At 68.5% G+C, this 25,565-nt stretch carries 17 protein-coding genes; 3 read left to right on the forward strand and 14 right to left on the reverse strand.

The features are described from left to right. The first annotated feature begins 89 nt into the window (after positions 1–89). On the forward strand, positions 90–497 hold the full coding sequence (locus tag ACQHII_RS12965) for an NTP pyrophosphohydrolase (RefSeq protein ID WP_427919463.1): 408 nt from the start codon (positions 90–92) through the stop codon (positions 495–497). A 95-nt stretch (positions 498–592) separates the two neighbouring features. Here ACQHII_RS12965 and ACQHII_RS12970 read toward each other — a convergent pair whose 3' ends face one another. The 9 genes from ACQHII_RS12970 to ngcE all read right to left on the reverse strand — a co-directional run bounded on the left by ACQHII_RS12970 (position 593) and on the right by ngcE (position 12,739). Further along, positions 593–2,116 carry an amino acid permease gene (locus ACQHII_RS12970; RefSeq protein WP_427919464.1) on the reverse strand — a complete coding sequence of 508 codons (1,524 nt, stop codon included), beginning with the start codon at positions 2,114–2,116 and terminating at the stop codon, positions 593–595. A 147-nt stretch (positions 2,117–2,263) separates the two neighbouring features. Further along, complete coding sequence (gene dxs / locus ACQHII_RS12975) at positions 2,264–4,192, reverse strand: 1-deoxy-D-xylulose-5-phosphate synthase (protein WP_427919465.1); 1,929 nt, start codon at positions 4,190–4,192, stop codon at positions 2,264–2,266. A 206-nt stretch (positions 4,193–4,398) separates the two neighbouring features. Continuing rightward, on the reverse strand, positions 4,399–5,718 hold the full coding sequence (locus ACQHII_RS12980; protein ID WP_427919466.1) for a sugar ABC transporter permease: 1,320 nt from the start codon (positions 5,716–5,718) through the stop codon (positions 4,399–4,401). Continuing rightward, on the reverse strand, positions 5,715–6,503 hold the full coding sequence (locus ACQHII_RS12985) for an ATP-binding cassette domain-containing protein (protein WP_388111288.1): 789 nt from the start codon (positions 6,501–6,503) through the stop codon (positions 5,715–5,717). The genes ACQHII_RS12980 and ACQHII_RS12985 overlap by 4 nt, the downstream gene beginning before the upstream one ends. 209 nt (positions 6,504–6,712) lie before the next feature. Beyond that, positions 6,713–7,810 (reverse strand): sugar ABC transporter substrate-binding protein, encoded by a 1,098-nt coding sequence (locus tag ACQHII_RS12990; RefSeq protein ID WP_427925297.1) that lies wholly within the window; start codon positions 7,808–7,810, stop codon positions 6,713–6,715. 133 nt (positions 7,811–7,943) lie between these two features. Beyond that, positions 7,944–9,143 (reverse strand): ROK family transcriptional regulator, encoded by a 1,200-nt coding sequence (locus tag ACQHII_RS12995; protein WP_427919467.1) that lies wholly within the window; start codon positions 9,141–9,143, stop codon positions 7,944–7,946. A gap of 199 nt (positions 9,144–9,342) precedes the next feature. Beyond that, positions 9,343–10,278 (reverse strand): carbohydrate ABC transporter permease, encoded by a 936-nt coding sequence (locus ACQHII_RS13000; protein ID WP_427919468.1) that lies wholly within the window; start codon positions 10,276–10,278, stop codon positions 9,343–9,345. 17 nt (positions 10,279–10,295) lie between these two features. Continuing rightward, complete coding sequence (locus ACQHII_RS13005; protein WP_388111284.1) at positions 10,296–11,231, reverse strand: carbohydrate ABC transporter permease; 936 nt, start codon at positions 11,229–11,231, stop codon at positions 10,296–10,298. A 59-nt stretch (positions 11,232–11,290) separates the two neighbouring features. After that, on the reverse strand, positions 11,291–12,739 hold the full coding sequence (gene ngcE, locus ACQHII_RS13010; RefSeq protein ID WP_427919469.1) for an N-acetylglucosamine/diacetylchitobiose ABC transporter substrate-binding protein: 1,449 nt from the start codon (positions 12,737–12,739) through the stop codon (positions 11,291–11,293). A gap of 369 nt (positions 12,740–13,108) precedes the next feature. Between ngcE and ACQHII_RS13015 the strand changes: the two genes are divergently transcribed. Further along, a complete protein-coding gene (locus ACQHII_RS13015) occupies positions 13,109–16,900 on the forward strand; it encodes a GH92 family glycosyl hydrolase (protein ID WP_427919470.1) in 3,792 nt (1,263 codons plus the stop codon). Positions 16,901–16,907: 7 nt separating this feature from the next. Here ACQHII_RS13015 and ACQHII_RS13020 read toward each other — a convergent pair whose 3' ends face one another. The 3 genes from ACQHII_RS13020 to ACQHII_RS13030 all read right to left on the reverse strand — a co-directional run bounded on the left by ACQHII_RS13020 (position 16,908) and on the right by ACQHII_RS13030 (position 22,226). Beyond that, positions 16,908–17,282 (reverse strand): hypothetical protein, encoded by a 375-nt coding sequence (locus ACQHII_RS13020; protein ID WP_427919471.1) that lies wholly within the window; start codon positions 17,280–17,282, stop codon positions 16,908–16,910. A 67-nt stretch (positions 17,283–17,349) separates the two neighbouring features. Then, on the reverse strand, positions 17,350–20,610 hold the full coding sequence (locus tag ACQHII_RS13025; RefSeq protein ID WP_427919472.1) for a GH92 family glycosyl hydrolase: 3,261 nt from the start codon (positions 20,608–20,610) through the stop codon (positions 17,350–17,352). Positions 20,611–21,143: 533 nt separating this feature from the next. Further along, positions 21,144–22,226, reverse strand: a complete 1,083-nt coding sequence (locus ACQHII_RS13030) for a lytic polysaccharide monooxygenase auxiliary activity family 9 protein (protein ID WP_427919473.1) — start codon at positions 22,224–22,226, stop codon at positions 21,144–21,146. A 229-nt stretch (positions 22,227–22,455) separates the two neighbouring features. Between ACQHII_RS13030 and ACQHII_RS13035 the strand changes: the two genes are divergently transcribed. Further along, complete coding sequence (locus ACQHII_RS13035) at positions 22,456–23,016, forward strand: hypothetical protein (protein ID WP_427919474.1); 561 nt, start codon at positions 22,456–22,458, stop codon at positions 23,014–23,016. A 174-nt stretch (positions 23,017–23,190) separates the two neighbouring features. Here ACQHII_RS13035 and ACQHII_RS13040 read toward each other — a convergent pair whose 3' ends face one another. After that, a complete protein-coding gene (locus tag ACQHII_RS13040) occupies positions 23,191–24,723 on the reverse strand; it encodes a sensor histidine kinase (RefSeq protein WP_427919475.1) in 1,533 nt (510 codons plus the stop codon). Continuing rightward, positions 24,720–25,445 (reverse strand): response regulator transcription factor, encoded by a 726-nt coding sequence (locus ACQHII_RS13045; RefSeq protein ID WP_427919476.1) that lies wholly within the window; start codon positions 25,443–25,445, stop codon positions 24,720–24,722. The genes ACQHII_RS13040 and ACQHII_RS13045 overlap by 4 nt, the downstream gene beginning before the upstream one ends. Between the last annotated feature and the right edge of the window lie 120 nt (positions 25,446–25,565).

Consider the following 25,565-nt stretch of genomic DNA (forward strand, 5'->3'; position numbering starts at 1 on the left):
GGTTCACTGTAATTGGGGCGGGTGCTTTCCGGCCGGGCGGGTCCTTTTCACGGGGCGAACGCTCCCCGCCCCCATGGGAACCTGTCCCCATGGACGAGGACACTCCCCCGCCGGACGAGGACACTCCCCTGCTCGTGATCGTCGACGGCGCGAACGTCGTCGGATCGGTGCCCGACGGCTGGTGGCGGGACCGGCGGGGCGCTGCGAAGCGACTCCGGGACCGGCTGGCGACGGACGGCGTACCTGGGCACCCGGACCCCGTGGAGATCGTCCTCGTGGTGGAGGGCGCGGCCCGTGGCGTGGAGTCCGTCCCGGGCGTACGGGTGGACTCGGCACCCGGCAGCGGGGACGACCGCATGGTCGAACTGGTCGCCGGGGCGGACGGCCGGACCTGTCTGGTGGTCACGGCGGATCGTGAACTGCGGCGCAGGGTGACGGAGTTGGGGGCGGAGGTGACGGGGCCTCGGGCGGTGCACGGTCCTGGCCCCTCTCGCTGAGTCCCGCTTGTCCCCGGGTCCACGGTGCCCGTCGGGTCGGCCCCGTGGATTCCGCCGGAGCAGGACCCACGGGGCCTATGGGGCAAGGCAGTTGGTTACGGCTTCGGGCCGGCCGGTGGCTGTGCGCCCCCGCTCGCCTCCGCCGCCTGCTGTCGGCCGAGGCGGCTGTGGGAGCGGCCGTAGAAGAAGTAGACGACGAAGCCGATCGCCATCCAGATGGCGAAGCGGAGCCAGGTCTCGGCGGGGAGGTTGAGCATCAGCCAGAGGGAGGCGAGGACCGAGAGGATGGGGAGGGCCGGGACCAGGGGGGTGCGGAAGGAGCGGGGCAGGTCGGGGCGCTTGTTCCTGAGGATGATCACGCCGATCGCGACCACGATGAAGGCGAACAGGGTGCCGATGTTGACCAGTTCGGCGAGTTCGCTGAGGCTGGTGAAGCCCGAGACGATCGCGATGACGACGCCCAGGAGGATGGTCGGGCGGTACGGGGTGCGGAAGCGCGGGTGGACGTGCGAGAAGAAGCGGGGCAGGAGGCCGTCCCGGCTCATCGCGAAGAAGACGCGGGCCTGGCCGAGGAGCAGGATCATGCACACCGTCGTCAGGCCGATGGCCGCGCCGAAGCTGATCAGGCCCGCGAACCACGGGTGTCCGGTGGCCTTGAACGCGTCCGCGAGGGGGGCGTCGATCGACAGCGAGCTGTACTTCTGCATGCCGGTGACGACGATCGACACGGCGACGTACAGCGTGGTGCAGATGATCAGTGAGCCGAGGATGCCGCGCGGGACGTCGCGCTGCGGGTTGCGGGTCTCCTCGGCCGCGGTGGCGACGACGTCGAAGCCGATGAAGGCGAAGAAGACCACGGAGGCGGCCGTGAAGATGCCCATGACGCCGAAGTTGGAGGGCGCCCAGCCGAACATCAGCTGGATGAGCGGGGCCTTGAGGTTGCCGCCCGCCTCCACGGCCTGCGACTTGGGGATGAACGGCTTGTAGTTGTCACCCTTGATGAAGAAGGCGCCCGCGACGATCACCACGAGGACGACGGCGACCTTGATGGCGACGACGACGGAGGTCACGCGCGCGGAGAGCTTCATGCCGAGGACGAGGATCGCGGTGAGGACCAGGACGAGCGCGGCGGCGAGGATGTCGAAGCCGAAGCCGTGGGCGCCGTCCCGGCCGCTGAGCGCCTCGGGCAGATGCCAGCCCGCGTTGTCCAGCAGCGAGTGGATGTAGCCGGACCAGCCGACCGCCACCACCGCCGTCCCCAGGGCGAGTTCGAGGACGAGGTCCCAGCCGATGGTCCAGGCGGGGAGTTCGCCGAGGGAGGCGTACGAGAAGGTGTACGCGGAGCCCGCCACCGGGACCGTGGAGGCGAACTCGGCGTAGCAGAGCGCCGCGAGGGCACAGACGACGCCGGCCACGACGAAGGACAGGGAGACCGCCGGGCCGGCGTTGTTCTTGGCGGCGGTGCCGGTGAGGACGAAGATGCCGGTGCCGATGACCACTCCGACGCCGAACACCGTCAGATCCAGGGCGGAGAGGGACTTTCTGAGCGCGTGCTCCGGTTCCTCGGTGTCCTGGATGGACTGTTCGACTCTCTTCGTCCGGAAGAGGGTGCTGCTCACGGGTGTACCTCCCACGCTTGGCGTCCTCGACATGATCGAGAGGGGGCGTACTGCGTATGCCCCGGCGCGAGGGGATTCACGCGAACGGGCCGCTTTCACCACTGCAAAGAGTGGTGGAAGCGGCCCGTCCGGCGGTGTGGCCGTGCCTCAGTCGCGGGCCGACTCCACCGAGTCGACCTCCGCCGTGGGCCGGTCGAAGCGGCCGTCCAGCTTCGAGACTAGGCCGGTCACCTGGCGGGCGATGTCCGGCGCGGTGAGGCCGATCTCCGTCATCACCTCGGCGCGCGAGGCGTGGTCGAGGAAGCGCGGCGGGATACCGAAGTCGCGGAGCGGAACATCCACGCCCGCGTCGCGCAGGGCCTGCGCGATCGACGAACCGACGCCGCCGACACGGGAGTTGTCCTCGACGGTGACGACCACGCGGTGCTGCTCCGCGAGCGGGGCCATGGCCTCGTCGACGGGCTTGACCCAGCGCGGGTCGACGACGGTGGTGGTGATGCCCTGCTTGTCGAGGAGGTCGGCGATCTCCAGGCACATCGGCGCAAGGGCGCCGACCGAGACCAGGAGGACGTCCGGGGCGTCGGTGCCCGGGGCGCGCAGCACGTCCATGCCGCCGATCCGGCCCACGGCCGGTACGGCCGGGCCGACCGCGCCCTTGGAGAAGCGGACCACGGTCGGCGCGTCCTTGACCTGGACGGCCTCGCGGAGCTGGGCGCGGACCTGGTCGGCGTCGCGCGGGGCGGCCAGGCGCAGGCCCGGGACGACCTGGAGGATCGACATGTCCCACATGCCGTTGTGGGAGGCGCCGTCGGTGCCGGTGACGCCGGCCCGGTCCAGTACGAAGGTCACACCGCACTTGTGGAGGGCGACATCCATGAGGACCTGGTCGAAGGCACGATTGAGGAATGTGGCGTACACCGCGAACACCGGATGCAGACCGCCCGTGGCGAGGCCCGCCGCGGAGACCGCGCCGTGCTGCTCGGCGATGCCGACGTCGTAGATGCGGTCCGGGAAGGCGTCGGCGAACTTCTTGAGGCCGACCGGCTGGAGCATGGCCGCGGTGATGGCGACGATGTCCTCACGCTCCTGCCCGAGCGCGACCATCTCGTCGCCGAAGACGGAGGTCCAGTCGGCACCGGCGGCCTTGATCGGGAGGCCGGTGTCGGGGTGGATGGGGCCGATGCCGTGGAAGCGGTCGGCCTCGTCCTGGAGGGCGGGCTGGTAGCCGCGACCCTTCTCGGTGAGGATGTGCACGATCACCGGGCCGCCGAAGCGCTTGGCGCGGGCCAGCGCGGACTCCATCGCCTCGATGTCGTGGCCGTCGATGGGGCCGACGTACTTGAGGCCGAGGTCCTCGAACATGCCCTGCGGGGCGATGAAGTCCTTCAGCCCCTTCTTCGCGCCGTGCAGCGTCTCGTAGAGGGGCTTGCCGACGACCGGGGTGCGTCCCAGGAGGTCCTTGCCGCGGGCCAGGAAGCGCTCGTAGCCGTCGGTGGTCCGCAGGGTCGCCAGGTGGTTCGCGAGGCCGCCGATGGTCGGCGCGTACGACCGCTCGTTGTCGTTGACGACGATGACGAGGGGGCGGTCCTTGGCGTCGGCGATGTTGTTCAGCGCCTCCCAGGCCATGCCTCCGGTCAGCGCGCCGTCACCGATCACGGCGACCACGTGGTCCTCGCGTTTGAGCACCTGGTTGGCCTTGGCGAGGCCGTCGGCCCAGCCGAGGACCGTGGAGGCGTGCGAGTTCTCGATGACGTCGTGCTCGGACTCGGCCTGCGAGGGGTAGCCGGAGAGGCCGCCCTTCTGCTTCAGCTTCGAGAAGTCCTGGCGGCCGGTGAGCAGCTTGTGGACGTAGGACTGGTGGCCGGTGTCCCACAGCACCCGGTCCTTCGGGGACTCGAACACGCGGTGCAGGGCGATGGTCAGCTCGACCACACCGAGGTTCGGGCCGAGGTGGCCGCCGGTCTTGGAGACGGCGTCGACGAGGAAGGTCCGGATCTCCTCGGCCAGCTGGTCCAGCTGCTCCAGGCTGAGCCGGTCCAGATCGCGCGGTCCCCTGATGCGGGTCAGCAGCGGCACCCGTGCCTCCTTGCGAGTAGAGCTGATCGAGCTGTTGCCGGGCTTGTCGAGTCTAATGTTCCGCCTTTGCGGACCGCGCCCGGGCCGTGCGTCATTCGTCACGCGATCGGCTGTACCCAAGAACAGCCTTTCCTACGACCTTTCCTGTGACATGACTGTGCCCGGTACCGCGATCGGTACCGGGCACTGGTCCGAAAGGACGCAGGTCAGCCGCGACCTGCCGCCTTCTGGCTCTTGCGGGACACGGAGTCGATGACGACCGCGCCGAGCAGAACGCCACCCGTGATCATGTACTGGATCGACGTGTTCATGTTGAGCAGGTCGAGACCGGTCTGGATCGACTGGATGACGAGCATGCCCAGGAGGGCGGACCAGACGGAGCCGCGACCGCCGAAGAGGCTCGTACCGCCGATGACCGCGGCCGCGATGGCCAGCATCAGCGTGTTGCCGCCGCCCGCGTTCAGCGTGGCGCTCTGGGTCTGACCGGCGAAGAACATACCGCCGACCGCCGCGAAGCCGCCGGAGATGGCGAACACGGTGATGCGGATCATGGACACGTTGATACCGGCACGGCGCGCGGCCTCGATGCCGCCGCCGACCGCGAAGACCTTGCGGCCGTACGGGGTACGGCGCAGCACGAAGTCCACGATCACCAGGGAGGCGAGGAAGATCACCAGCGAGTTGGAGACACCGGCCGAGGAGTTCAGCACGGCCGCGGTGACGAACGCGGCGACGGCGAGCAGGACGACCCGCAGGGCGATCTCGCTGGTGGGCCGGAAGGGCACTCCGGCGGCCTTGCGGCGGCGCTGGTCGACGAGCGAGCCGTAGGCCAGGGAGGCGGTGCCGAGGGCGGCGAGAATGTAGGCGCCGGCGATCGACTGGTCCATGAAGAACGAGCTCTGGCCGAGCAGGTGCACCGGACCCTCGTCCGGGATGTTGATGGTGCCGCTCGAACCGAGCAGCCACAGCATCAGACCGTTCCAGCCCAGGAAGCCGGCCAGTGTCACGACGAACGCCGGTACGCCGATCCTCGCGAAGAAGAAGCCGTGCAGGGCGCCGATGCCGATACCGGTGACGATGGTCAGGATCAGCGCCAGCCAGCCGTTCATCCCGTGGTTGACCACGAAGACGGCGAACAGGGTGGACGCCAGACCGCTGACCGAGCCGACGGACAGGTCGATCTCGCCGAGCAGCAGCACGAAGACCAGGCCGATGGAGAGCATGCCGGTGGCCGACAGGTAGTAGCTGATGTTGGACAGGTTGTCCGCGCTCAGGAACCGGCTGTTCTGGGACTGGAAGATGATGCCGATGACGATCAGGCCGATGACGACCGGCAGCGAGCCGAGTTCACCGCCCTTGACCTTGCGCTTGAACTCGGTGATGTAGCCCTTGAAGCCCTCTTCGCGGATCAGCAGCCGGGGGTCGACGACCGTGGCGGCGGCACTCGCGGCCGTGGGGTCGTCGGCGGGGGCCGGGGCGGTCGGTTCGACCGCGTCCTTCTTCACGGTGCCTGACGTGTCGCTCACTTTGCCGCCTCCGTGCTGCGCACCGCACGACGGGTCACGGCGTTGTCCGTGGCACCGGTGATCGCGGCGATGATCGTTTCCTGACTGGTGTCCTTCACCGGGAAGGAGCCGTTGTTCTTGCCCAGCCGCAGCACGTTGACGGTGTCCGCGACCGCCTTGACGTCGGCCATGTTGTGGCTGATGAGGATGACGCCGAGGTTGCGCTCGCGCAGCCGCTCGACCAGGTCGAGGACCTGGGCGGTCTGCTCGACGCCGAGGGCGGCGGTGGGCTCGTCGAGGATGACGACCTTGGGGTCACCGATCAGCGCGCGGGCGATGGCGACGACCTGTCGCTGGCCACCGGAGAGGCTGGCGATCGGGATCCGCACGCTCGGGATGCGGATGGAGAGGGTGCTCAGCAGTTCGCGGGAGTTCTTCTCCATCGTGACCTCGTCGATGACACCGCGGCGAAGCAGCTCACGCCCGAGGTACAGGTTGCCGACGACGTCGAGGTTGTCGCACAGCGCGAGGTCCTGGTAGACCGTCGCGACGCCGAGTCCCTGGGCGTCGTGCGGCTTGTTGATGCTGACCGGGTTGCCCTCCCATTCGATGACTCCTTCATCGATGGGGTGCACTCCGGCGATCGTCTTCACCAGGGTGGACTTTCCTGCGCCGTTGTCGCCGACCAGTGCGACCACTTCTCCGGCGTGAACCTCCAGCTCTACGTCGGTGAGGGCCTGCACCGCACCGAATCGCTTGGAGACTCCGCGCAACGCCAGCACGGGCGTAGCGGACACGTGAACCATCTCCTTCGCCGCCTGACCGGCGGGGATGCCGCGCTTGTCAAAAGACGCGGAGGGTTGTGCCTAGGCACAGATTTACAAGATGAACATGCGCGCGGCCGGTGCCAGTTGGCAACGGCTGCGTTCGCACGGGTTCCGATCGGCGCCCGCCCCACAGCGGGGTTTGAAGGTGGGGCGGACGCCGAAGGGGCTTTGTCACCGCTGGGCGGTGGTTACGACAGACCGGCCGCCTTGCACGCCGCGGCGTACTCCGAGGTGCAGATCTGCGCGACGGTGTAGAGACCGTCCTTGACGACCGTGTCCTTGATGTTGGCCTTGGTGACCGACACCGGGACGAGCAGCTGCGAGGGGACCTTGTCGCCGGAGCCGCTGGTCTGGGTCGTGGTGGCGAGCGAGGAGATGCTCTTGCCCTGTGCCAGGTCGACGGCGAGCGTCGCGGCGGCCTCGGCCTCCGGCTTGAAGGCCTTGTAGACGGTGCTGGACTGGGTACCGGCGACGATGCGCTGGATACCGGCGAGCTCCGCGTCCTGGCCCGTCAGCGGGATGCCGCTGATCTTCGCGCCCTTGAGGACGGTGGCGATGCCACCGGCCATGCCGTCGTTGGCGGAGTAGACGCCCGCGATGTTCTTGGCACCGAGCTGCGTGATGGCCGCGGACATCTTCTGCCCGGCGACGGTGTCCTTCCACAGGCCGGACTGCTCGTACGCGATGTCGACCTTGCCGTCGAGGGCCTCGTGGGCGCCCTTCTTGAACATCGCGGCGTTCGGGTCGGCGTCGTCACCGTTGATCATGACGATCTTCGACTTCGTGGTGGCCTTGGAGCCCAGCGCGGTGAGGAGCGCCTCGCCCTGGAGCTTGCCGACCTGGACGTTGTCGAAGGAGACGTAGGCCGAGACCGGGCCCTGGGCCAGACGGTCGTACGCGACGACCTTGATGCCCTTGTCGACCGCCTGCTGGATCGAGGACTTGATCGCGGCGGAGTCCTGGGCGCTGATCACGATGACCTTGACGCCCTTGGTGATCATGCTGCTGACCTGCTGGGCCTGGGTGGCCGCGCTGGCGTTGGCGTTGTTGTACTCGACGGTGCAGCCGGAGCAGAGCTCCTTGACCTTGGCCTCGAAGTACGGCTTGTCGAACTTCTCGTACCGCGTGGTGACACTGTCGGGCAGGAGCAGGCCGATCTTGGCGTTGGTACCGCCCGAGGAGCTGGAAGAGCTGCTGTCGGACTTCTTGTCGTCGCCGGCCTTGCCACAGGCGGCCAGCGAGACGGCCATCGTGGTGGCGATGACAGCAACGGCGGCACGACGCATACGCGTGTTCACTTCAGAAACCTCCCTGACGAGGCCGCGACGTTGCGGCCGAGGTGGCTGGAAGTCAACTCGGCCACGCGTGCGACGTCAAGAAGTAAATACTTAACGAGATGGCAACGGCGTCGTGCGTTCTCTAAGTGAAGACAGGTGTCGCCGCGGTCAGCGACCCGTCCAAAAGTGTCGAATCGCCCATCTCGCTGAGCGCGAGAGCGAGTGCTCCGAGCACCTCCGCACGGCCTCCAAGTGCCCCCGGGAGAACGGACAGTTGACGCGCCGCACTGGGGATCGCATAGCGGCCGACAGACTCCCTGATCGGCCCGAGCACCAGCTCACCGGCCTCGGCGAGATCGCCACCGAGGACCACTCGGCTCGGGTTCAGCAAATTGCAGAGATTGGCGACTCCACTGCCGATGTGTCGGCCGACGTCGGCGATCACCCGACGACAGCCCGGGTCTCCGTCCCGCGCCAGCCGTACGACTCCCTCCATGGTCAGATCGGTGCCGTGGCTGGGCTGGAGGAGCGGCAGCACATAGCGCGCGGCCGTGAAGGTCTCCAGGCAGCCCCGGTTTCCGCAACGGCAGACAGGGCCGGACTCATCAAGAGTAATATGCCCGATTTCTCCCGCTGTGCCACCCGGGCCCCGGTAGATCGTGCCGTTGATGACCAGTCCCGCGCCGACCCCGCTGGCGACCTTGATGTACGCCAGGTCCCTGACCCCGCGCCCACTGCCCCAGACCAGCTCACCGAGGGCGCCGAGGTTGGCGTCGTTGTCCACGTGCACCGGTACGCCCAGACGGCTGCCGAGCTCCTCGGCGGGTCTGGTGCCGGTCCAGCCCGGGAGGATGGCGGTGGAGCCCAGGGTGCCCGATTCCACGTCGATCGGCCCGGGTACTCCGAGGCCTACCCCGGCGATCTTGGAACGGTCCACTCCGGTCGCCGCGATCAGCCGGTTGACCAGCTCTTCCGCCCGGTCGAAGCCCTGTGTGGAGGAGGCGTCCACGTCGACGGGCTCGGACTCCTCGGCCAGCACCTGGTGGGCGAGATTTCCGACCGCGACGCGCAAATGCGTGTGCCCGAAGTCGACGCCGATCACGATGCCGGCGTCCCCGCTCAGCGACACGCTGCGGGCCCGGCGGCCGCCCGCCGAGGTCGGTGTGACCTCGACCGTTCCGCCGTCCTTGAGCTCGCGCACGATGTTGGAGACCGTCGCGGCGGACAGACCCGTCGTCCTCGCGATCTCCGCCTGCGTGAGCGACCCGGCCAGCCGCACCGCTCGCACGACCCGCTCTAGATTCGCTCGGTGCAGCGACGACTGCGACCCCGGAGTCTCCACGACGACCTCCTGCGCGCGGGACCGCATCGATGAGGCCCCGTCTATGTCCAACTAGTGAACTCTAAGCTGAGCCGTTCGGGTCGCCTCCCGTCAAGAGGTTGAACCGCATCGAGGGTCCAGGACACATACGTGGACACCGCTCCCGGCCTGCCGGGAGCGGTGGCGGAACGATCTCTTCCTGTCGCGTCGCCCAGGCGGGTTACTTCAGCGTCGCCGATGTCAGACCGGACTGCACCTGGCGCTGGAACGACAGGTAGACGACCAGCATCGGGATCATGGCGATCGTGACCCCCGCGAAGAGAACGGGCAGGTCGGAGGCGTAGCCCTGCTGCTGCTGGAGTTGGATGAGCCCCTGGGTGAGGACATAGCGCTCCGGGTCCGAGCCGCTCTGCGGCTGCATCAGGACCGTCGGCAGGATGAACTGGTTCCACTGGCCGAGGGTGTTGAAGATGCCGACACTGATCAGCCCGGCCTTGGCCATCGGCAACATCACTTGGAAGAACGTCCGGGTGTGCGAGGCGCCGTCGAGGATCGCCGCCTCGAAGACCGCCGTGGGCAGCGTCCGGAAGAACGCGTGCATGAAGAACACCGTGAACGGCATCGAGTAGGCGATGTAGACCAGGATCAGCCCCTGGTACGTGTTCAGCATGTCGAGCCGCTTGACCATGAAGAACAGCGGGACCAGCGCGAGGAACACCGGGAACATCGCGCCGGCGACGAAGAAGTAGTACAGCAGCCGGTTGCCCCAGAACCGGTAGCGGGCCAGCACGTACGCGGCCATCGAGCCGAACAGCATCGTCAGCGGCACCGAGAACACCAGCACGATCAGGGTGTTCAGGAAGTAGTCGCCGATGCCCTTGCTCCAGGCCCGCCGGAACACGTCGAACGACCAGTTGTGCGGCCAGCCGAAGGCCGAGTTGCCGATCTGCACGTCCGTCTTGAACGAACTGAACACCAGCCACAGCAGCGGCAGCACGATCAACAGGGCCCACAGGGCCAGGAAGCCGTGCGAGAAGACGTTCAGAACCACGCCCTCGCTGCGTGGTTCACCGGGCCGGGCGCCGGCCTTCCGGACCGACGGCTGCGGCGGGACGGTGCCGCCCGTGGGGGCGGTCTCCTTCAGGGGTGCGCTCATCGTCGTATGTCTCCCGCTCAGAACTCGATGCGCTCACGGCGGGTGGCGCGCAGCGTGACCACGGACAGGACCAGGGTGAGCAGCAGCATGACGACGCCCATCGCGCAGGCGTAGCCGCTCTTCCCGAAGTAGAGGAAGTTGCGCATCATCACGGTCGACATGACGTCGCTGCCGTGGTCGGGACCGCCTCCGTAGGCGCCCATGTTCGAGGTCATGGAGGAGACCAGGACGAACATGTCCATCGCGATGATGCCGAGGTACACCCAGGCCGTCTGGACGGTCTCCCAGAGCAGCGGCAGGGTGATCCGGAAGAAGGACTGGGAGCGGTTCGCGCCGTCGATCAGGGCGGCCTCGTAGATGTCCCGCGGAATGGACTGCATGGCCGCGGAGAAGAGCACCAGATAGAAACCGACGCCGTGCCAGACGACGACCGCCATCAGCGCCCAGAGCACCATGTTGGGCTCGTTGAGCCACTCCACCGGATTGTTGGCGTCCACCAGGTGGAGTTTGATCAGAAAACCGTTGAGCAGACCGCCGCCGTCACTGCGGTACACGGCGTTGAACAGGACCGCGAGAATCGCCAGCGACAGCACCTGCGGGAAGAAGTAGACGATTTTGTAGAACCCGCTGCCGGCGACTCCCTGTACGCCACCGGCTTTGCTGCGTCCTCCCGCGTTCACCATGAAGGCGAAGAAGAGGGCGAGCAGAATGGTGATCACGGGGATGAACACCAGGAACAGGAGGTTGTGCCAGATGGCCTCCTTGAAGACGTCGTCGTGGAGCAGCGCCCGATAGTTGTCCAGTCCGACGAACTTGAAGGTCTGTGACTCACCCTTCCAGTCGGTCAGCGAATAGCCGAACGTCTGGATGTACGGCCAGATCACGAAGATCAGATAGAGCGCCACGGGGACGAAGAGAAATCCCGCGACGAACCTGTACTGCCCTTTGCGCATTGGCGTTTCCTGCCCCTGGTGTCCCGAGCGTGATCAGGTGGTGCGATCAGGCGTTGTGATCAGGAGTGCACGTTCTTCTTGGACGCCGGGTCCTTTGCCTGCTTGTCGACGGCGGCCTGACAGCGCTTCAGCCACTCCGCGGGCTGGATGCGCTTGGCCATCAGCTCGTTGGACGCGTTCTGGATGGAGGTGTCCATCTCGCTGTACCAGTCGGGGTAGAGGTAGCGGAAGGTGTTGGCACCGGCCGCCTTGGACGCCTCGACGGTGGACTGGGTGCCCGGGCGCAGGGTGACGCTGGAGTCGACACCGTCCTTGAGGATGGTGAGGGAGTTGGCCTCCTTGGCGAAGAGCGTCGACCACTCCTTGGAGAGCATGTGGCGCATGAACTCCTGCGCGCCGGGGAGGTTCTTGGCCTTCGCCGGGATGATGAAGGGTTCGCCGGAGCCGGCCCGGATCGCCTCGAACGGCATCTTGCTGCCGGGCAGCAGCGGCATCGGCAGGAACTTCATGTCGAAGTCCGTGGGCGTCAGCTTGAGCTGCTCGTTCTCCAGCCAGGAACCACAGGTGATGAAGGCGGCCTTGTACTGGTTCCAGCGGGTCTGCGACTCGGTGTGGGTCAGGCCGTTGGTGCCGGGCATCAACAGGCCCTTCTCCACCACCTCGTAGATCGCCTCGACGCCGGCCTGCGCGGCGGCCGAGCCGACGAAGGCCTTCGGGTCGAGGTTGTCGATCGCCTTGACGGCGTCGATCCCGCCCTTCTTGGCGATGAGGTCCATGATGGCGACGTTGATGTAGTACGGGTACTTGCCCTGGTGGGCGAGACCGCCGATGCCGGCCTTCTTCGCCTGCTGGCAGACCGCGATGAACTCGTCCCAGGTCTTCGGCGGCGTCCAGCCCTTCTCCTTGAAGAGCTTGCCTGAGTACCACAGACCCCAGACCGTGTAGATGTAGTTGAGGGCGACGACCTTGCCCTCCTGGACACCCGGGTCGAGGGTGCCGGGGATCAGCAGATCGCGGACCTTCTTGGTCGGGTCGTCGATCGCGGGCGCGTCCAGTACCGCGGAGAGGTCGAGCAGCTGGCCGTTCTTGTACAGGACGTCGACCTTGATCTGCTGGGCGCCGGAGTCGTCGACGATGTCCGGCGGGTTGCCCGCGTTGAAGCGGGGCTGGAGCTTGCCGGTGATCTCCTGCGTTCCGGTGTGGGTGGAAGTGACGCCGATCTTCGTCTTGAAGTTGGCTTCCCACGCCTTCGCGTAGTCGTCGCCGTAACCGCCCTTGAAGACGACGACGTCGAGCTTGCTGCCCTTCTTCACACCGAAGGGATTCGACTTCGACGTGGTGCCCTTGGTGCTGTCGTCACTGCTGCTGTCGTCCCCGCCACCGCTGGCACAGGCGGACAGGAAACTCATCGTGGGTACGGCGATCAGGCCGAGTGCGGCCGACCGCTTGATCAGATCACGGCGGCCGACGCCATTGGAACCGTTGTTCTCGGCTGAAGTGGATCCCATGCTCAAGTCCTCGCCTTCAACAGGACTCAGGCGGTGAACCGGATCCTCCCCGGCACCGCGGTCAGGTCGAGCTTGGTCGTGCAGAGGTACTTCGTGCGTACTGCTGTGAGAGCGGTGTCGAACGCGACAGGTATAGTCCACTTCCGGCCGACAGAGCAAGATCGAATGCAGGGTAGGTTGTCGGTCTTTTCCGAAGTGAGACCTCGCGGAAATATGAAGGCCCTGTGTGTTCGATGCCGGAGAAATCCCCGCTATTGCGCTCGAATGCCGCACTCAACACCCTTGACATCCCTGGTCACTTGACTCCCTACTGTTGCTTGCGCGTCGAAATTGACAACGTTGTCCCACGTGCAGGGAGGATGCCCTCGTATGCATCACAGATGGTGGGGTCCGGCGGCCGTCTCGGTGGCCGCCGTCGCTCTGGTGGCGGGCTCGCAGGGGGCGGCCGTCGCGCTGCCCGTCAAGGCTCCCGCTCCGGCCGGGGAGTTCGCCTCCTCCTTCGAGACGGGTGATCCGGCACCGGACTGGCTGAACACCGTGGACACCGCGCCGGACGGCTCCAAGCGGGCCTCCGGCGTCGACGGGGGATACACCAGCGGTATCCCCGGCAATGTGGACGACCACGTCACGGACCTGCGGGCCAGCGGCGAGAACACCGGCGCGGGCGAGGTGAAGGAGAACCTCGTCGACGGCGAGTCCGGCACCAAGTGGCTCACCTTCGCACCCACGGGCTGGGTCGAGTTCGACCTCGACAAACCGCTCAAAATAGTGACGTACGCGCTGACTTCGGCCAACGACCACGACGAGCGCGACCCGCAGGACTGGACCCTCCAGGGGTCGACCGACGGCAAGGACTGGAAGACCGTCGACACCCGCTCCGGCGAGTCGTTCTCCGCCCGCTTCCAGACCAAGTCGTACGACCTCGCCGAGCCCGCCGAGTACCAGCACTTCCGGCTGGACGTGAGCAGGAACAACGGCGGCGACATCCTTCAGCTCGCCGACGTCCAGTTCTCCACCGGCTCCACGACCGCCCCGATCCCCGAGGACATGCTCTCGCTGGTCGACCGCGGCCCCAGCGGCTCCCCCACCGCCAAGGCGGGCGCCGGCTTCACCGGGACGCGCGCGCTGCGCTACGCGGGCCGTCATACGGCGACGGGGCGGGCGTACTCGTACAACAAGGTCTTCGACGTGGACGTGGCCGTCGGCCGCGACACCGAGCTGTCGTACAGGATCTTCCCGCAGATGGCCGACGGCGACCTCGACTACGACGCCACGAACGTCTCCGTCGACCTCGCCTTCACCGACGGCACCTATCTCAGCGGCCTCGGCGCGGCGGACTCGCACGGCTTCGCGCTCTCCCCGCAGGGGCAGGGCGCGGCGAAGATCCTCTACGTCAACCAGTGGAACAACGTCCTCTCGCGGATCGGTTCGGTCGCGGCCGGCAAGACCGTCGACCGCATCCTGCTGGCCTACGACTCCCCGAGCGGGCCGGCGAAGTTCCGCGGCTGGCTCGACGACGTGAGCATCAAGAGCGTCGCGCCCGAGAAGCCGAAGGCGCATCTGTCCGACTACGCGCTCACCACCCGCGGCACCAACTCCAGCGGCAGCTTCTCGCGCGGCAACAACTTCCCCGCCACCGCGCTGCCGCACGGCTTCAACTTCTGGACCCCGGTGACGAACTCGTCGTCGCTGAGCTGGCTCTACGACTACGCGCGGGCGAACAACGACGCCAACCTGCCGACGCTCCAGGCGCTCAGCCTGAGCCATGAGCCGAGCCCCTGGATGGGCGACCGGCAGACCTTCCAGGTGATGCCCTCGGCGGCCTCGGGCACGCCCAACACCGACCCGAACGCACGGGAGTTGGCGTTCCGGCACGAGAACGAGACGGCCCGCCCGTACTACTACGGCGTCACGTTCGAGAACGGTCTCAAGGCCGAGATGGCCCCGACCGACCACGCGGCCTCGCTGCGCTTCACCTACCCCGGCGACGACGCGAGCGTCATCTTCGACAACGTCACCGAGCAGGCCGGCCTGACCCTCGACAAGACCGACGGGACCGTCACCGGCTACTCGGACGTCAAGTCCGGTCTGTCCACGGGCGCCACGCGCCTCTTCGTGTACGGCGTGTTCGACGCGCCGGTGACGGACGGCTCGTCCACCGGGGTCAAGGGCTATCTGCGGTTCAAGGCGGGCGCCGACCACACGGTCACCCTGCGCCTGGCCACCTCGCTGATCAGCGTCGACCAGGCGAAGGCCAACCTGAGCCAGGAGATCCCGGACGGCACCTCCTTCGACACGGTCAAGGACCAGGCCCAAAAGGTGTGGGACAAGCTGCTCGGCAAGGTCGAGGTGGAGGGCGCGACCCCCGACCAGCTGACCACGCTGTACTCCAGCATGTACCGGCTGTACCTGTACCCCAACTCCGGCTTCGAGAAGGTCGGTTCGACCTACCAGTACGCCTCGCCCTTCTCCCCGATGCCGAGCCAGGACACCCCGACGCACACCGGCGCGAAGATCGTCGACGGCAAGGTGTACGTCAACAACGGCTTCTGGGACACCTATCGGACCACCTGGCCCGCCTACTCACTCCTGACGCCCGGTCAGGCGGGCGAGATGGTCGACGGGTTCGTGCAGCAGTACAAGGACGGCGGCTGGACCTCGCGCTGGTCCTCCCCCGGCTACGCGGACCTGATGACCGGCACCTCCTCGGACGTCGCGTTCGCGGACGCGTACGTCAAGGGCGTGCGGTTCGACGCCGAGTCGGCCTACGACGCGGCCGTCAAGAACGCCACTGTCGTGCCGCCCTCCTCGGGCGTCGGCCGCAAGGGCATGACCACCTCGCCCTTCCTCGGCTACACGAGCACCGACACCGGCGAGGGCTTCTCCTGGGCCATGGAGGGCTACAACAACGACTACGGCATCGCGCGGATGGGCCTGGCCCTCTACAAGAAGACCGGCGAGAAGCGCTACAAGGAGGAGTCCGAGTACTTCCTCAACCGCGCCCAGGACTACGTGAACCTCTTCGACCAGCAGGCCGGGTTCTTCCAGGGCAAGGACGCCAAGGGCAACTGGCGGGTGGACTCGGCGAGTTACGACCCGAAGATCTGGGGCTACGACTACACGGAGACCGACGGCTGGGGCTACGCCTTCACCGCCCCGCAGGACAGCCGCGGCCTCGCCAACCTCTACGGCGGTCAGAAGGCCCTCGGCGACAAGCTCGACGAGTACTTCGCCACCCCGGAGAAGGCCTCGTCCGCCACCGTCGGTTCCTACGGCGGCGTCATCCACGAGATGACGGAGGCGCGGGACGTCCGCATGGGCCAGTACGGCCACTCCAACCAGGTCGCCCACCACGTCACTTACATGTACGACGCGGCCGGCGAGCCCTGGAAGGCGCAGAAGGACGTGCGCGAGGTGCTGTCGCGGCTCTACACCGGCAGCGAGATCGGGCAGGGCTACCACGGCGACGAGGACAACGGCGAGCAGTCGGCCTGGTACCTCTTCTCCGCGCTCGGCTTCTACCCGCTGGTGATGGGCAGCGGCGAATACACCATCGGCTCCCCGCTGTTCACCAAGGCGACCGTCCACCTGGAGAACGGCAAGGACCTGGTCGTCAAGGCGCCGAAGAACAGCACGAAGAACGTCTACGTCCAGAGTCTGACGGTCAACGGCAAGCCCTGGACGTCGACTTCGCTCCCGCACTCGCTGCTGGAGAAGGGCGGAGTGCTGGACTTCTCGATGGGCTCCAAGCCCTCGGCGTGGGGCAGCGGCAAGAACGCGGCTCCGGTGTCGATCACCAAGAACGACAAGGTGCCCACCCCCCGCAGCGACCAACTCGCCGCCACTGGCGCCCTGTTCGACAACACGTCGGCCACGGCCGCCACGGTGACCTCGGTGGACCTGCCGGTCGCCAAGGCCGTCAAGGGCATCCAGTACACGCTGACCTCGTCGACGGACCACACGCAGGCGCCGACCGGCTGGACCCTCCAGGGCTCGGCCGACGGCACCAAGTGGAAGACGCTCGACAAGCGCTCCGGCGAGTCCTTCACCTGGGACAGGCAGACGCGCGCGTTCTCGGTCGAGTCACCTGGCTCGTACGCCCATTACCGCCTGGTCCTGGACGGCTCCTCGACGCTCGCGGAGGTGGAGCTGCTGGCCTGAGGCACCGTCACGGCACGGGGAGGCGGGGCAGCAGTCTGCGCAACGCCTCCGCGTGCTGGTGGACCCGTCTGAGCACGCCTCTTCTGGTCGACGCGAAGACGGGGACGTCCTGGGCCGGGCCGCACGCGGCGGCCTTGTACAGGTCGTCCAGCCAAGCGCCCTTCCCCCTGGTGCCGTCCGGCGCCAGGGGGATCAGCCGTGTCAGGACCTCCGACTCGGCGCCGCCCAGGAACCAGACGCGCACCATCAGATCCGCGCGCAGATAGCGCAGCCCGCCCTCTATGTCCTCCGGCGGCGCGAAGCCCTCGCCCTCGACCAGGAAAGCGAAGGCCGAACGCGCTTCGGCCCGGAACTCCTCGGGCAGCTGCGGCCGTTTACCCATCTGCGGATGCTCGCACGCGCCACTGTGCCCCCGCCACCGGAACGGACGAGGGCACACATTGTGGACGTCAGTTCACCGCAAGGGTGAACACATGGAGATCCGGGTCGTCCGGAAGTGTCACGCTCTTGATGGTCTTGCCCGTCGGTGCCGCGAACGGCTTGGTGGCGAACACATAGGTGACGACCGGGTCCTTGTCCGCACCCGCGACATTGCGGTACGTGGTCCGCGCGACGATCTCGTTGCCGTACTGCACGGTGCCGCCGCCCCCGCCGACCGTCCAGTCCGTGAAGGACAGGTCGATCACGTCGGTGCTGCCGTCGGTGTAGGTGACGGTGGCCTTCGTCTGCTGGTTGCCGTTGACCGCGCTGCCGACGAACGACAAGTCGGCTGCGGGCTGCGGGAGTTGGAGGGTCTGGCCGGCCGCCGAGACATTGTCCGGGCGCCCGTTCGGCGAGCCCGGCCAGGTGAAGCCGAGCCCGTCCACCGTGCCCGTGCCGCCCGGGGTGAGCCCGGCCGCCGCGAGCGCCTGGAGGGAGTAGCTCCAGCCGCCCCCGTCGTAGTCCGCCTCGTCGTGCTCGCCGGTGTCGTCGGAGACGCCGGTGTTGTTGTAGGCGGCGAGCAGGGTGCCGGGCGCGGCGACCGTGAGGGACACCGGCTGCTCGTACGACGTGTCGCCCGAGGTGACGGTGACCTTCACGTCGTAGAAGCCCTGCTTGACGTCGGTGGCGGCGCTCAGGGTGATGTCCTGGGAACCGTCGACGACCGTTCCCTGCGCGGGAGTCGCCGTGACTCCGGCGGGCGTCTCGACGCTGTAGCGGACCTCGGGTCCGGTGCCGCCGCTCAGGGAGAGGGCCTTGATGTTGACCTTGGTGGTGTCGCCGGGCGCGAGGGTCGCGGCGGTCGGGCCGACGCCGATCTGGTACGGCTGTTCACCGGTGCGGAAGGACGGCGGGGCATCGGCGGGGGCGCTGCCCCAGGTGCGGTTCGGGGTGGTGGAGAGGGTGTAGTCGAGGGTGCCGCCGTTCCTGACGATCGAGGAGGAGAGCCAAGGGCGGTCGCTGCTGCGGCCGTTGACCTTCAGGGACTGGATGTACGGGGCGTCGGTCGCGGCGCCGTCCGCGCGGATGGAGATCTCGTTGCCTTGGGGGCGCTTGATCTCGATGCGCTCGAACAGCGGTGAGGCCAGGGTGAGTTCGGCGCGCGAGGGGACCTGGGGGTACATGCCGAGCGCGGAGAAGACGTACCAGGACGACATCTCGCCGAGGTCGTCGTTGCCGGGGATGCCGGCGGGGTCGGTGGTCCAGAGCTGCTTCATGGCCGCCCTGACCGTCTCCTGGGTCTTGTAGGGGGCTCCCGCGTAGTCGTAGAGGTAGGGGACGTTGACGGACGGCTCGTTGTCGAGCTCGGACTTGTCGCCGCCGCTGCCCGTGAAGGCCCAACTCCCGTCCGCCTCATGGAAGAAGGAGTCGAGGCGAGCGAGGGCTTTGTCGGTGCCGCCCATGGCCGCGAACAGCCCGGCGGGGTTGTGCTGGACCATCCAGGTGTACTGGGCGGCCGTGCCCTCGACGAAGCCGTTGCCGGTGCCCGGGGTGAAGCCGGTGACCCAACTGCCGTCCGCCTTGCGGTTGGCGATGTAGCCGCCGGTCGGGTCGGCGGCGATGTCGAAGTTGTTCTGCCACCACTGGGCACGCTGGGCGAAGTCGGCCGCCGTGCTCTTCTTCCCAGCAGCCGTGGCGAGTTGGGAGAGCGCGAAGTCCGCCGTGGACATCTCCAGCGTCTCGGCGGCGCCGCCCCAGGCGTTGGAGACGGACGGCATGTAGTGCAGGTTCAAGTACTTGTCCAGGGACGGGCGTTGACCGACGGACAGCACCGGCTTGCCGGACGAGGACAGGTCCTGCGCGGTCGGGACCGTCGCCGCCCGGACGAGGGAGGCGAGGGCCCCCTTCAGGTCGAAGTCCGTGCCGCCGAAGGCCCGGATGCCGGCCAGGGCGGTGGGCGAGGGGTCGCCGTTCATGACGTGGGTGCCGCTCGCGCCGTGCAGCCAGCGGTCCCAGATCCCGCCGTTCTGCCGGGCGAGTTCGTAGAGGGACTGGGCGATGTCCGAGCCGGTGCGGGGGTTGAGGAGGGTGAGGAGCTGGACCTGGGAGCGGTAGACGTCCCAGCCGGAGAAGGTGCCGTACTGGGCTTGATGCCCTCGGCTGACCTTGTGCACCTTGCCGTCGCTGCCCGTGTAGCTGCGGTCGGCGTCGCTGATGACGTTGGGGTGCAGGAGGGAGTGGTAGAGCGCGGTGTAGAAGGTGGTGCGTTCGGTGTCGGTGCCGCCGCCGACCTTGATCGCGCCGAGCTGGTCGCGCCAGGCGCGGTGGGCCGCGTCCTCGACGGCGTCGAAGGTGCGCTTCGGCGGGTTCTCCGCCGCGAGGTTGGCCTCGGCGCCGGCCTGGCTGACGTACGAGACACCGACCTTGACGCCGACCGGGCCGGTGCCGGGCTCGAACTCGACGTAGCCGCCCGCGCCCTTGCCCGCGACGGGACGGCCGCCGTTGGTGAAGCCGCCCGTGCCGCCGGTCGCGGAGGTCGACCCCGGGGTCAGCCTGTCGTCCTGCCAGGTGCCGGTGGTCTTGAAGGCGCGGTCGAAGGTCGCGGTGAAGTACAGGGTGTAGTAGGCGCGTTGGCCCTCGGGGTCGAGGTAGCCGCAGAAGTTGCCGGAGGTGACCGAGCCGGAGACGGTACGGGTCGCCGGGTCGATGGTGACCGACGAATCGGTGGAGCCCACCTCGGAGTTGGCGGTGCGGATCAGGAGTGAGGCGGGCTTGTCGGCCGGGTAGGTGAAGCGGCCGGAGCCGGTACGGGCCGTGGCCGTGAGGTCGGCGGTGACGCCCGAGGCGAGGCCGACCTTGTAGTGGCCGGGCTCGGCGGTCTCGGTGGTGTGGCTGAAGTCGGAGGCGTAGACGGCGTCCTTGGTGTCGCTCGCCGGGGAGGAGGTGACCTCGCCGGCGTACGGGAAGAACGGGATGTCGCCGCTGCCGCCCGCGCAGCCCGTGCCGGACATGTGGGTGAGGCTGAAGCCGCGGATGCGGGTGGCGTCGTACTGGTAACCGCCCGGTGCGGCCGTGCTGGTGGCGCTGCCTCTGGTGTTCTCCGGGCTCCAGGAGAGCATGCCGAAGGGCACCACGGCGCCCGGGAAGACATTGCCGCCGTTCTTGGTGCCGATCAGCGGATCGACGTAGGCGCTGGGGTCCTTGACGAGTTGCGGCGGGGCGGCGGTGGCCGCCAGGGCGGGGGTGGCACCGCCTACCGCGAGAGCGGCGGCCAGTGCCGCGGCAGGCAATTTTCGCCCACCAAGGAGCGGCGTCCGGTGCGTGCTCTCGGCGTGCCGGCCGGAAGCCCTCGTACTGGACGTGCTTGGGCTTTCGGCCGGTGCGGCGAGTGGGGGCACCTCCCAGGCCCTTGAGGCACTGGGGGAGCGTGCCGGGCGCCGTGACGGGGCGGACATTGCCTGTCGCGGTACTGGCAGCAGGGACGTGGGACGGAAACGCATAGTGCGGCCCCTCCTCCTTCGGACGGGTCGCGCACCACAGGTCGCACAAGCCGCAGGGACAGTAACGTGCGCCACCCGTACCACGGAAGAGCGCGTGGGCCGGCGAGGGCGCGCGCGTCGGCCACTCGGACGGCGTCCGCAGGCCAACTGGGTTGACATCGTTGTCCGTTGGCGCGGTAGAGTCGTATGCAGACCATTAGACAACGTTGTCGCATCGCAGCGTCGCCCAAGCCACGCACCACCCGGGTGGGCTCATCCCCCATCGCCCATCCGGCTCGCGGACCCGGTGGCCCCCGTCCACCGGGTCCGCCCCGAGCAAGGGGTCAACCGACCTGGCAGGGAAGGGCAGTTGCCGGGTCACCTCCGTCGCCGTTCACGACGTAGCCGAAGGTGGTGCTCTGTCCCGGACTCAGCGAACCGTTCCAGTCGGCGTTGTGGACCATCACGTCCTGGCCGGTGTAGGTCGGGTTGCCGTTCCAGAGGCTGGTGACCGACTGGCCGCCCGGGAGCGTCCAGTCGACCATCCAGCCGAGCATCGGGACGTCGCCGGAGTTGGTGACGGTCACCTCGGACTGGTAGCCGCCGGGCCAGCTGCCCGTCGTGCGGCGGGTGGCCGAACAGACCCCGGGTACCGGGTCGGTGGGGTTGCCCGGGTCGTGAATACCCGTCACTTCGCCGTTGCCGCCGTCGAATACGACGTCGGAGCAGGAGTAGAAGGTCTCGGTGCTGTCCGAGCGCTGCCACACCATGTAGATGATGTGCCGCCCCGACTTGTTCGCCGGAAGCTGCCCGGTCCAGGAGTAGTTGGCCTCGACCGTGCCGGGAGTGCCGTTGAGCGGCGGGTGGTCGACCGTGAGGAACGGGGTGGCCTCCATGTCGTCCCAGGTGAGCGTCTTCGTCGGGTCGAAGCCGTCCTTGGTGATGTAGACGTAGAACCAACCCGGGTGCGCCGCCCAGGCGTTGTACGAGAAGTCGACCGTCGCGCCCGAGGTGAGGTGGGTGAGCGGCCAGTCGTCGCGCGGGAGGTCGAAGCCGGTGAAGTTGGGGTTGCCGCCGCTGCACAGCTGACCGTCCGGCACGAAGCCGCGGGTGCGGCCGGCGCCGTCGGAACGCAGCACGGAGAACCAGTTGTAGAACGGCGTTGTGCCGCTTACCTGTTGGGCCGCCTTGCACGCCGGGTTGATCGGTTTGATCTCGCCGGTGGTGGTCAGCGCGTCCTGCCAGCAGAGGAAGGTGCGGCTGCCGGGTTTCATGGGGGTGCCGTGGGCCTCCGCCCGGCCGCCGGCGGCGAGGATCAGGGCCAGGGCGGGGACGGTGGTGAGCAGGGCCAACAGGACGAGGAAGAGGGCTCGTTGGGGGGTGGGGCGCGGTAATCGGGGCTCGGTTCCCGGGATTGTCATATTCATGACAGGTCTACCTTCGCTCGGCGGTCGTGCGGAACGTGCGGAGGTGAAGGCATGGGGTGGGGCGACCCGACCGCACCCGGCGGGTTCCGGACCGCCGGGCGGGTGGGAGCGCTCCCACCCCACTGTCCGTGAAGTTAGCGCGGAGTGGGGAGGCTGTAAACGGCGGGCGGCGGTCGAAGTGGCGCCCGGGGCGGGCCCGTTCAGGAACCGAGCCCCATACGATCCCGTCATGATCGCAGTCGTCGTCACGGTCACACTGACCTTCGCCGGATACGTCGCCACGTACCTCAACGGCCTGCGGCTGGCCCAGCGGCAGGAGCGGCTCGCCCGGGTCGGTCGCCAACTCGGCGACTTCTACGGGCCGTTGTTCGCACTGACGGAAGCCAACGCCCGTACGTTCGCCGCGTTCACGGAACGCCATGCCCGGCCCGGGGGCGTCTCGCCCTTCAGCGACGGGGCGGCCCCGCCGACCGACGAGGAACTGGCCGACTGGCGGCTGTGGGTGACGACCGTGTTCCTGCCCGTCCTGCGCGAGATGCGGGAACTCGTCGTCGGCCGGGCGGATCTGCTGCGGGAGCCGGAGATGCCGTCGCTGCTGCTGGAGCTGTGCGCACACACGGCCGGGTACGAGATCACGGTCGAGCGCTGGGCGCGGGGCGACTTCTCGGAACATCTCTCGCTGGTCTGGTTCCCGGGCCCGGAGTTGGCCGCGTACGCGCGACACGGCTTCGGCGAACTGAAGCGGGAACAGGCGCGGTTGCTGGGCGGCCGCCCGGCCGACGGCAGCTGAGCGCCCCGGCCGATCCGGCCGACCGGGCTCTCGTCGCCGCAACACGCCTGAGCCTTCTCGGCGTTCAGAGGCAGGACATGGATCCGGAACTCTGGACCGAACGCAACACATCGCATCCGCCCCTGCGCTGAGTTCGGTTCCTCGATCAGCGGGAGAACCCTCCGGGAAACAGCGCTAGACCGGCGCCGTACGAGCGCGCAGCTGTGTTTCCGCGGGCGGGAGTTCGGCCGCCGGGAGTTCGATGGTGAACTCGGTGCGGCCGGGGACGCTGGTGACGTCGATGCGGCCGCCGTGGGCGCCGGTGATCGCCGTGGCGATGGCCAGGCCGAGGCCGGAGCCGCCCTCCTTGCCGCCGGAGCGGGCGCGGGAGGCGTCGGCGCGGGTGAAGCGTTCGAAGACGGTGGGGAGGAGGGCCGGGGGGATGCCGGGGCCGTCGTCGCGCACCCGGATGACTACGGTGTGGTCGGCCGTGGCCTCGACGCTCGCCGTGACCGTCGTGCCAACAGGTGTGTGCATACGCGCGTTGGCCAACAGGTTGGCCAACACCTGGTGCAGGCGGGCCTCGTCGCCGATCACCAGGGCGGGGGCGTCCAGGGAGAGGTGGAGCTGCCACTCGTGGCCGGTGCCCGCCGCGCGCGCGTCCCACACCGCCTCGGCGAGCACGGCCGCGAGGTCCACCTCGGCGGACTGAAGCGGGCGGCCCTCGTCGAGCCGGGCGAGCAGCAGCAGGTCCTCCACCAGGCCCGTCATCCGCGCCGACTCGGCGGTGACCCGGCGCCAGGCGAGCCCGGGTTCGATGCGGTCGGTGCCGCGGTTCATCAGCTCGGCGTAGCCCGCGATGGAGGCGAGCGGGGTGCGCAGTTCGTGGCTGGCGTCGGCGAGGAAGCGGCGCATGCGTTCCTCGCTGCGGCGCACCTGCTCCTCGCTGCGCTGGCGTTCGGCGAGCGAGGACTCGACGTGGTCGATCATGCGGTTGAGCGCGGCGCCGACCTGTCCTGCCTCGCTGCCCGGGTCGGTGTCCCGCTCGGGCACCCGGGTCAGCGCGGTGACCTCGCCGTGGCCGAGCGGTGAGCGGGAGACCTCGACGGCGGTGGCGGCGACCCGGCCGAGCGGCCGCAGCTGCCGTCGTACGACCGCGGCGCACAGACAGCCCGCCGCGGTCAGGCCGACGAGGGCGACGCCCGCCTCGACCGCCACCAGACCGCTGATCATGTGCTGTACGTCGTCCATCGGGAGGCCGGTGAGGACCCGGATGCCGTCGGTGTCGAGGGCCGTGAGCCGGTAGGTGCCGAGGCCGGGCACGGACCGGGTGTGCTTCGCGCTGTCGGCGGTGATGCCCGTGAGGGCCGTGCGCTGGGCGGCGGTGAGGTTCTGGGGCGGGGCGTCCTGCCTGACGACGGCCGCGGCGATGATCCTGCCGTTGGCGTCGAACCGTGCGGCGAGCGTCCCGACGGCATGGCCGTTCTCCATGAGGAACCCGAGGTCTCCGTCGAAGCTCGGGTGGTGTTCGGCCCCGCCGAGGCTGCGCTGGGCCGCGTCGCCGACCCGGTCGTCCAAGTCGCCCAGGAGATAGGCGCGTTGGACGAACACGGTGGTGAGGGTCATCGCGGTGCAGACCACCACCAGCGTGGCGCTGATGAAGAGCAGCAGGCGGGTGCGGAGTGAACGGCCGTGCAGGCGGCCTCGGTTGCGGGTCAGGAGGTTCATCTGCCGTCCTCCACGGGCCGTATGGCGTATCCCATCCCCCGGACGGTGTGGATCATCGGCGCCCGGCCCCGGTCTATCTTCCGGCGGAGGCTGGAGATGTAGACCTCGACGAGGTTGCCGCCGCCGTCAAAAGTGGTGCTCCACACGTGGTCGAGGATCTGGGCCTTGCTCAGCACCTGGCGGGGATGGTCGAGGAGCAGGGTGAGCAGGTCGAACTCCTTGGCGGTGAGCTGGATCGGCTCACCGGCGCGGCGCAGTTCGCGGGTCTCGCCGGAGAGTACGAGGTCGCCGAGGACACGTACGGAGTCGTCGGTCGGGAGCCGTTCGCTGCCCGCGCGGCGCAGCAGTCCGCGCAGCCGCAGGACGACCTCCTCCAGGGAGAAGGGCTTGGTGACGTAGTCGTCGGCACCCGCCTCCAGGCCGTCGAGACGGTGCTCGATCGCGTCGCGCGCGGTGAGCATGAGGACGGGCAGCCTCGGGTTCTCGTAGCGCAGCCGGCGCAGCACCTGGACGCCGTCGAGGTCGGGCAGCATGCCGTCGAGGACGACGGCGTGCGGGGCGCAGCCGCGGGCGATGCGCAGCGCGCTGTGCCCGTCCGGCGCGGGGTAGGGCCGCCAGCCGGCCTCGGTGACCGCGACGGAGAGCAGCTCGGTGAGCGCGGGCTCGTCGTCGACGATGAGCACACGGACGCGGCTGCTGCGGGACCCGGTGGTGCCAGTCATGTCCGGATTCTGTCCCGGCCCGCTGAGGGAATCCTGTGTTCCACCTGAGGCGCAGCCGTGCGAGCGGTTGGGTTTCCGGGAGCGGGTGAGGGACGACAGCCCTGGTCCGCCGACCGGTTT

This window comes from Streptomyces sp. cg40 (genome assembly GCF_050320165.1).
Lineage (GTDB): Bacteria > Actinomycetota > Actinomycetes > Streptomycetales > Streptomycetaceae > Streptomyces > Streptomyces hokutonensis.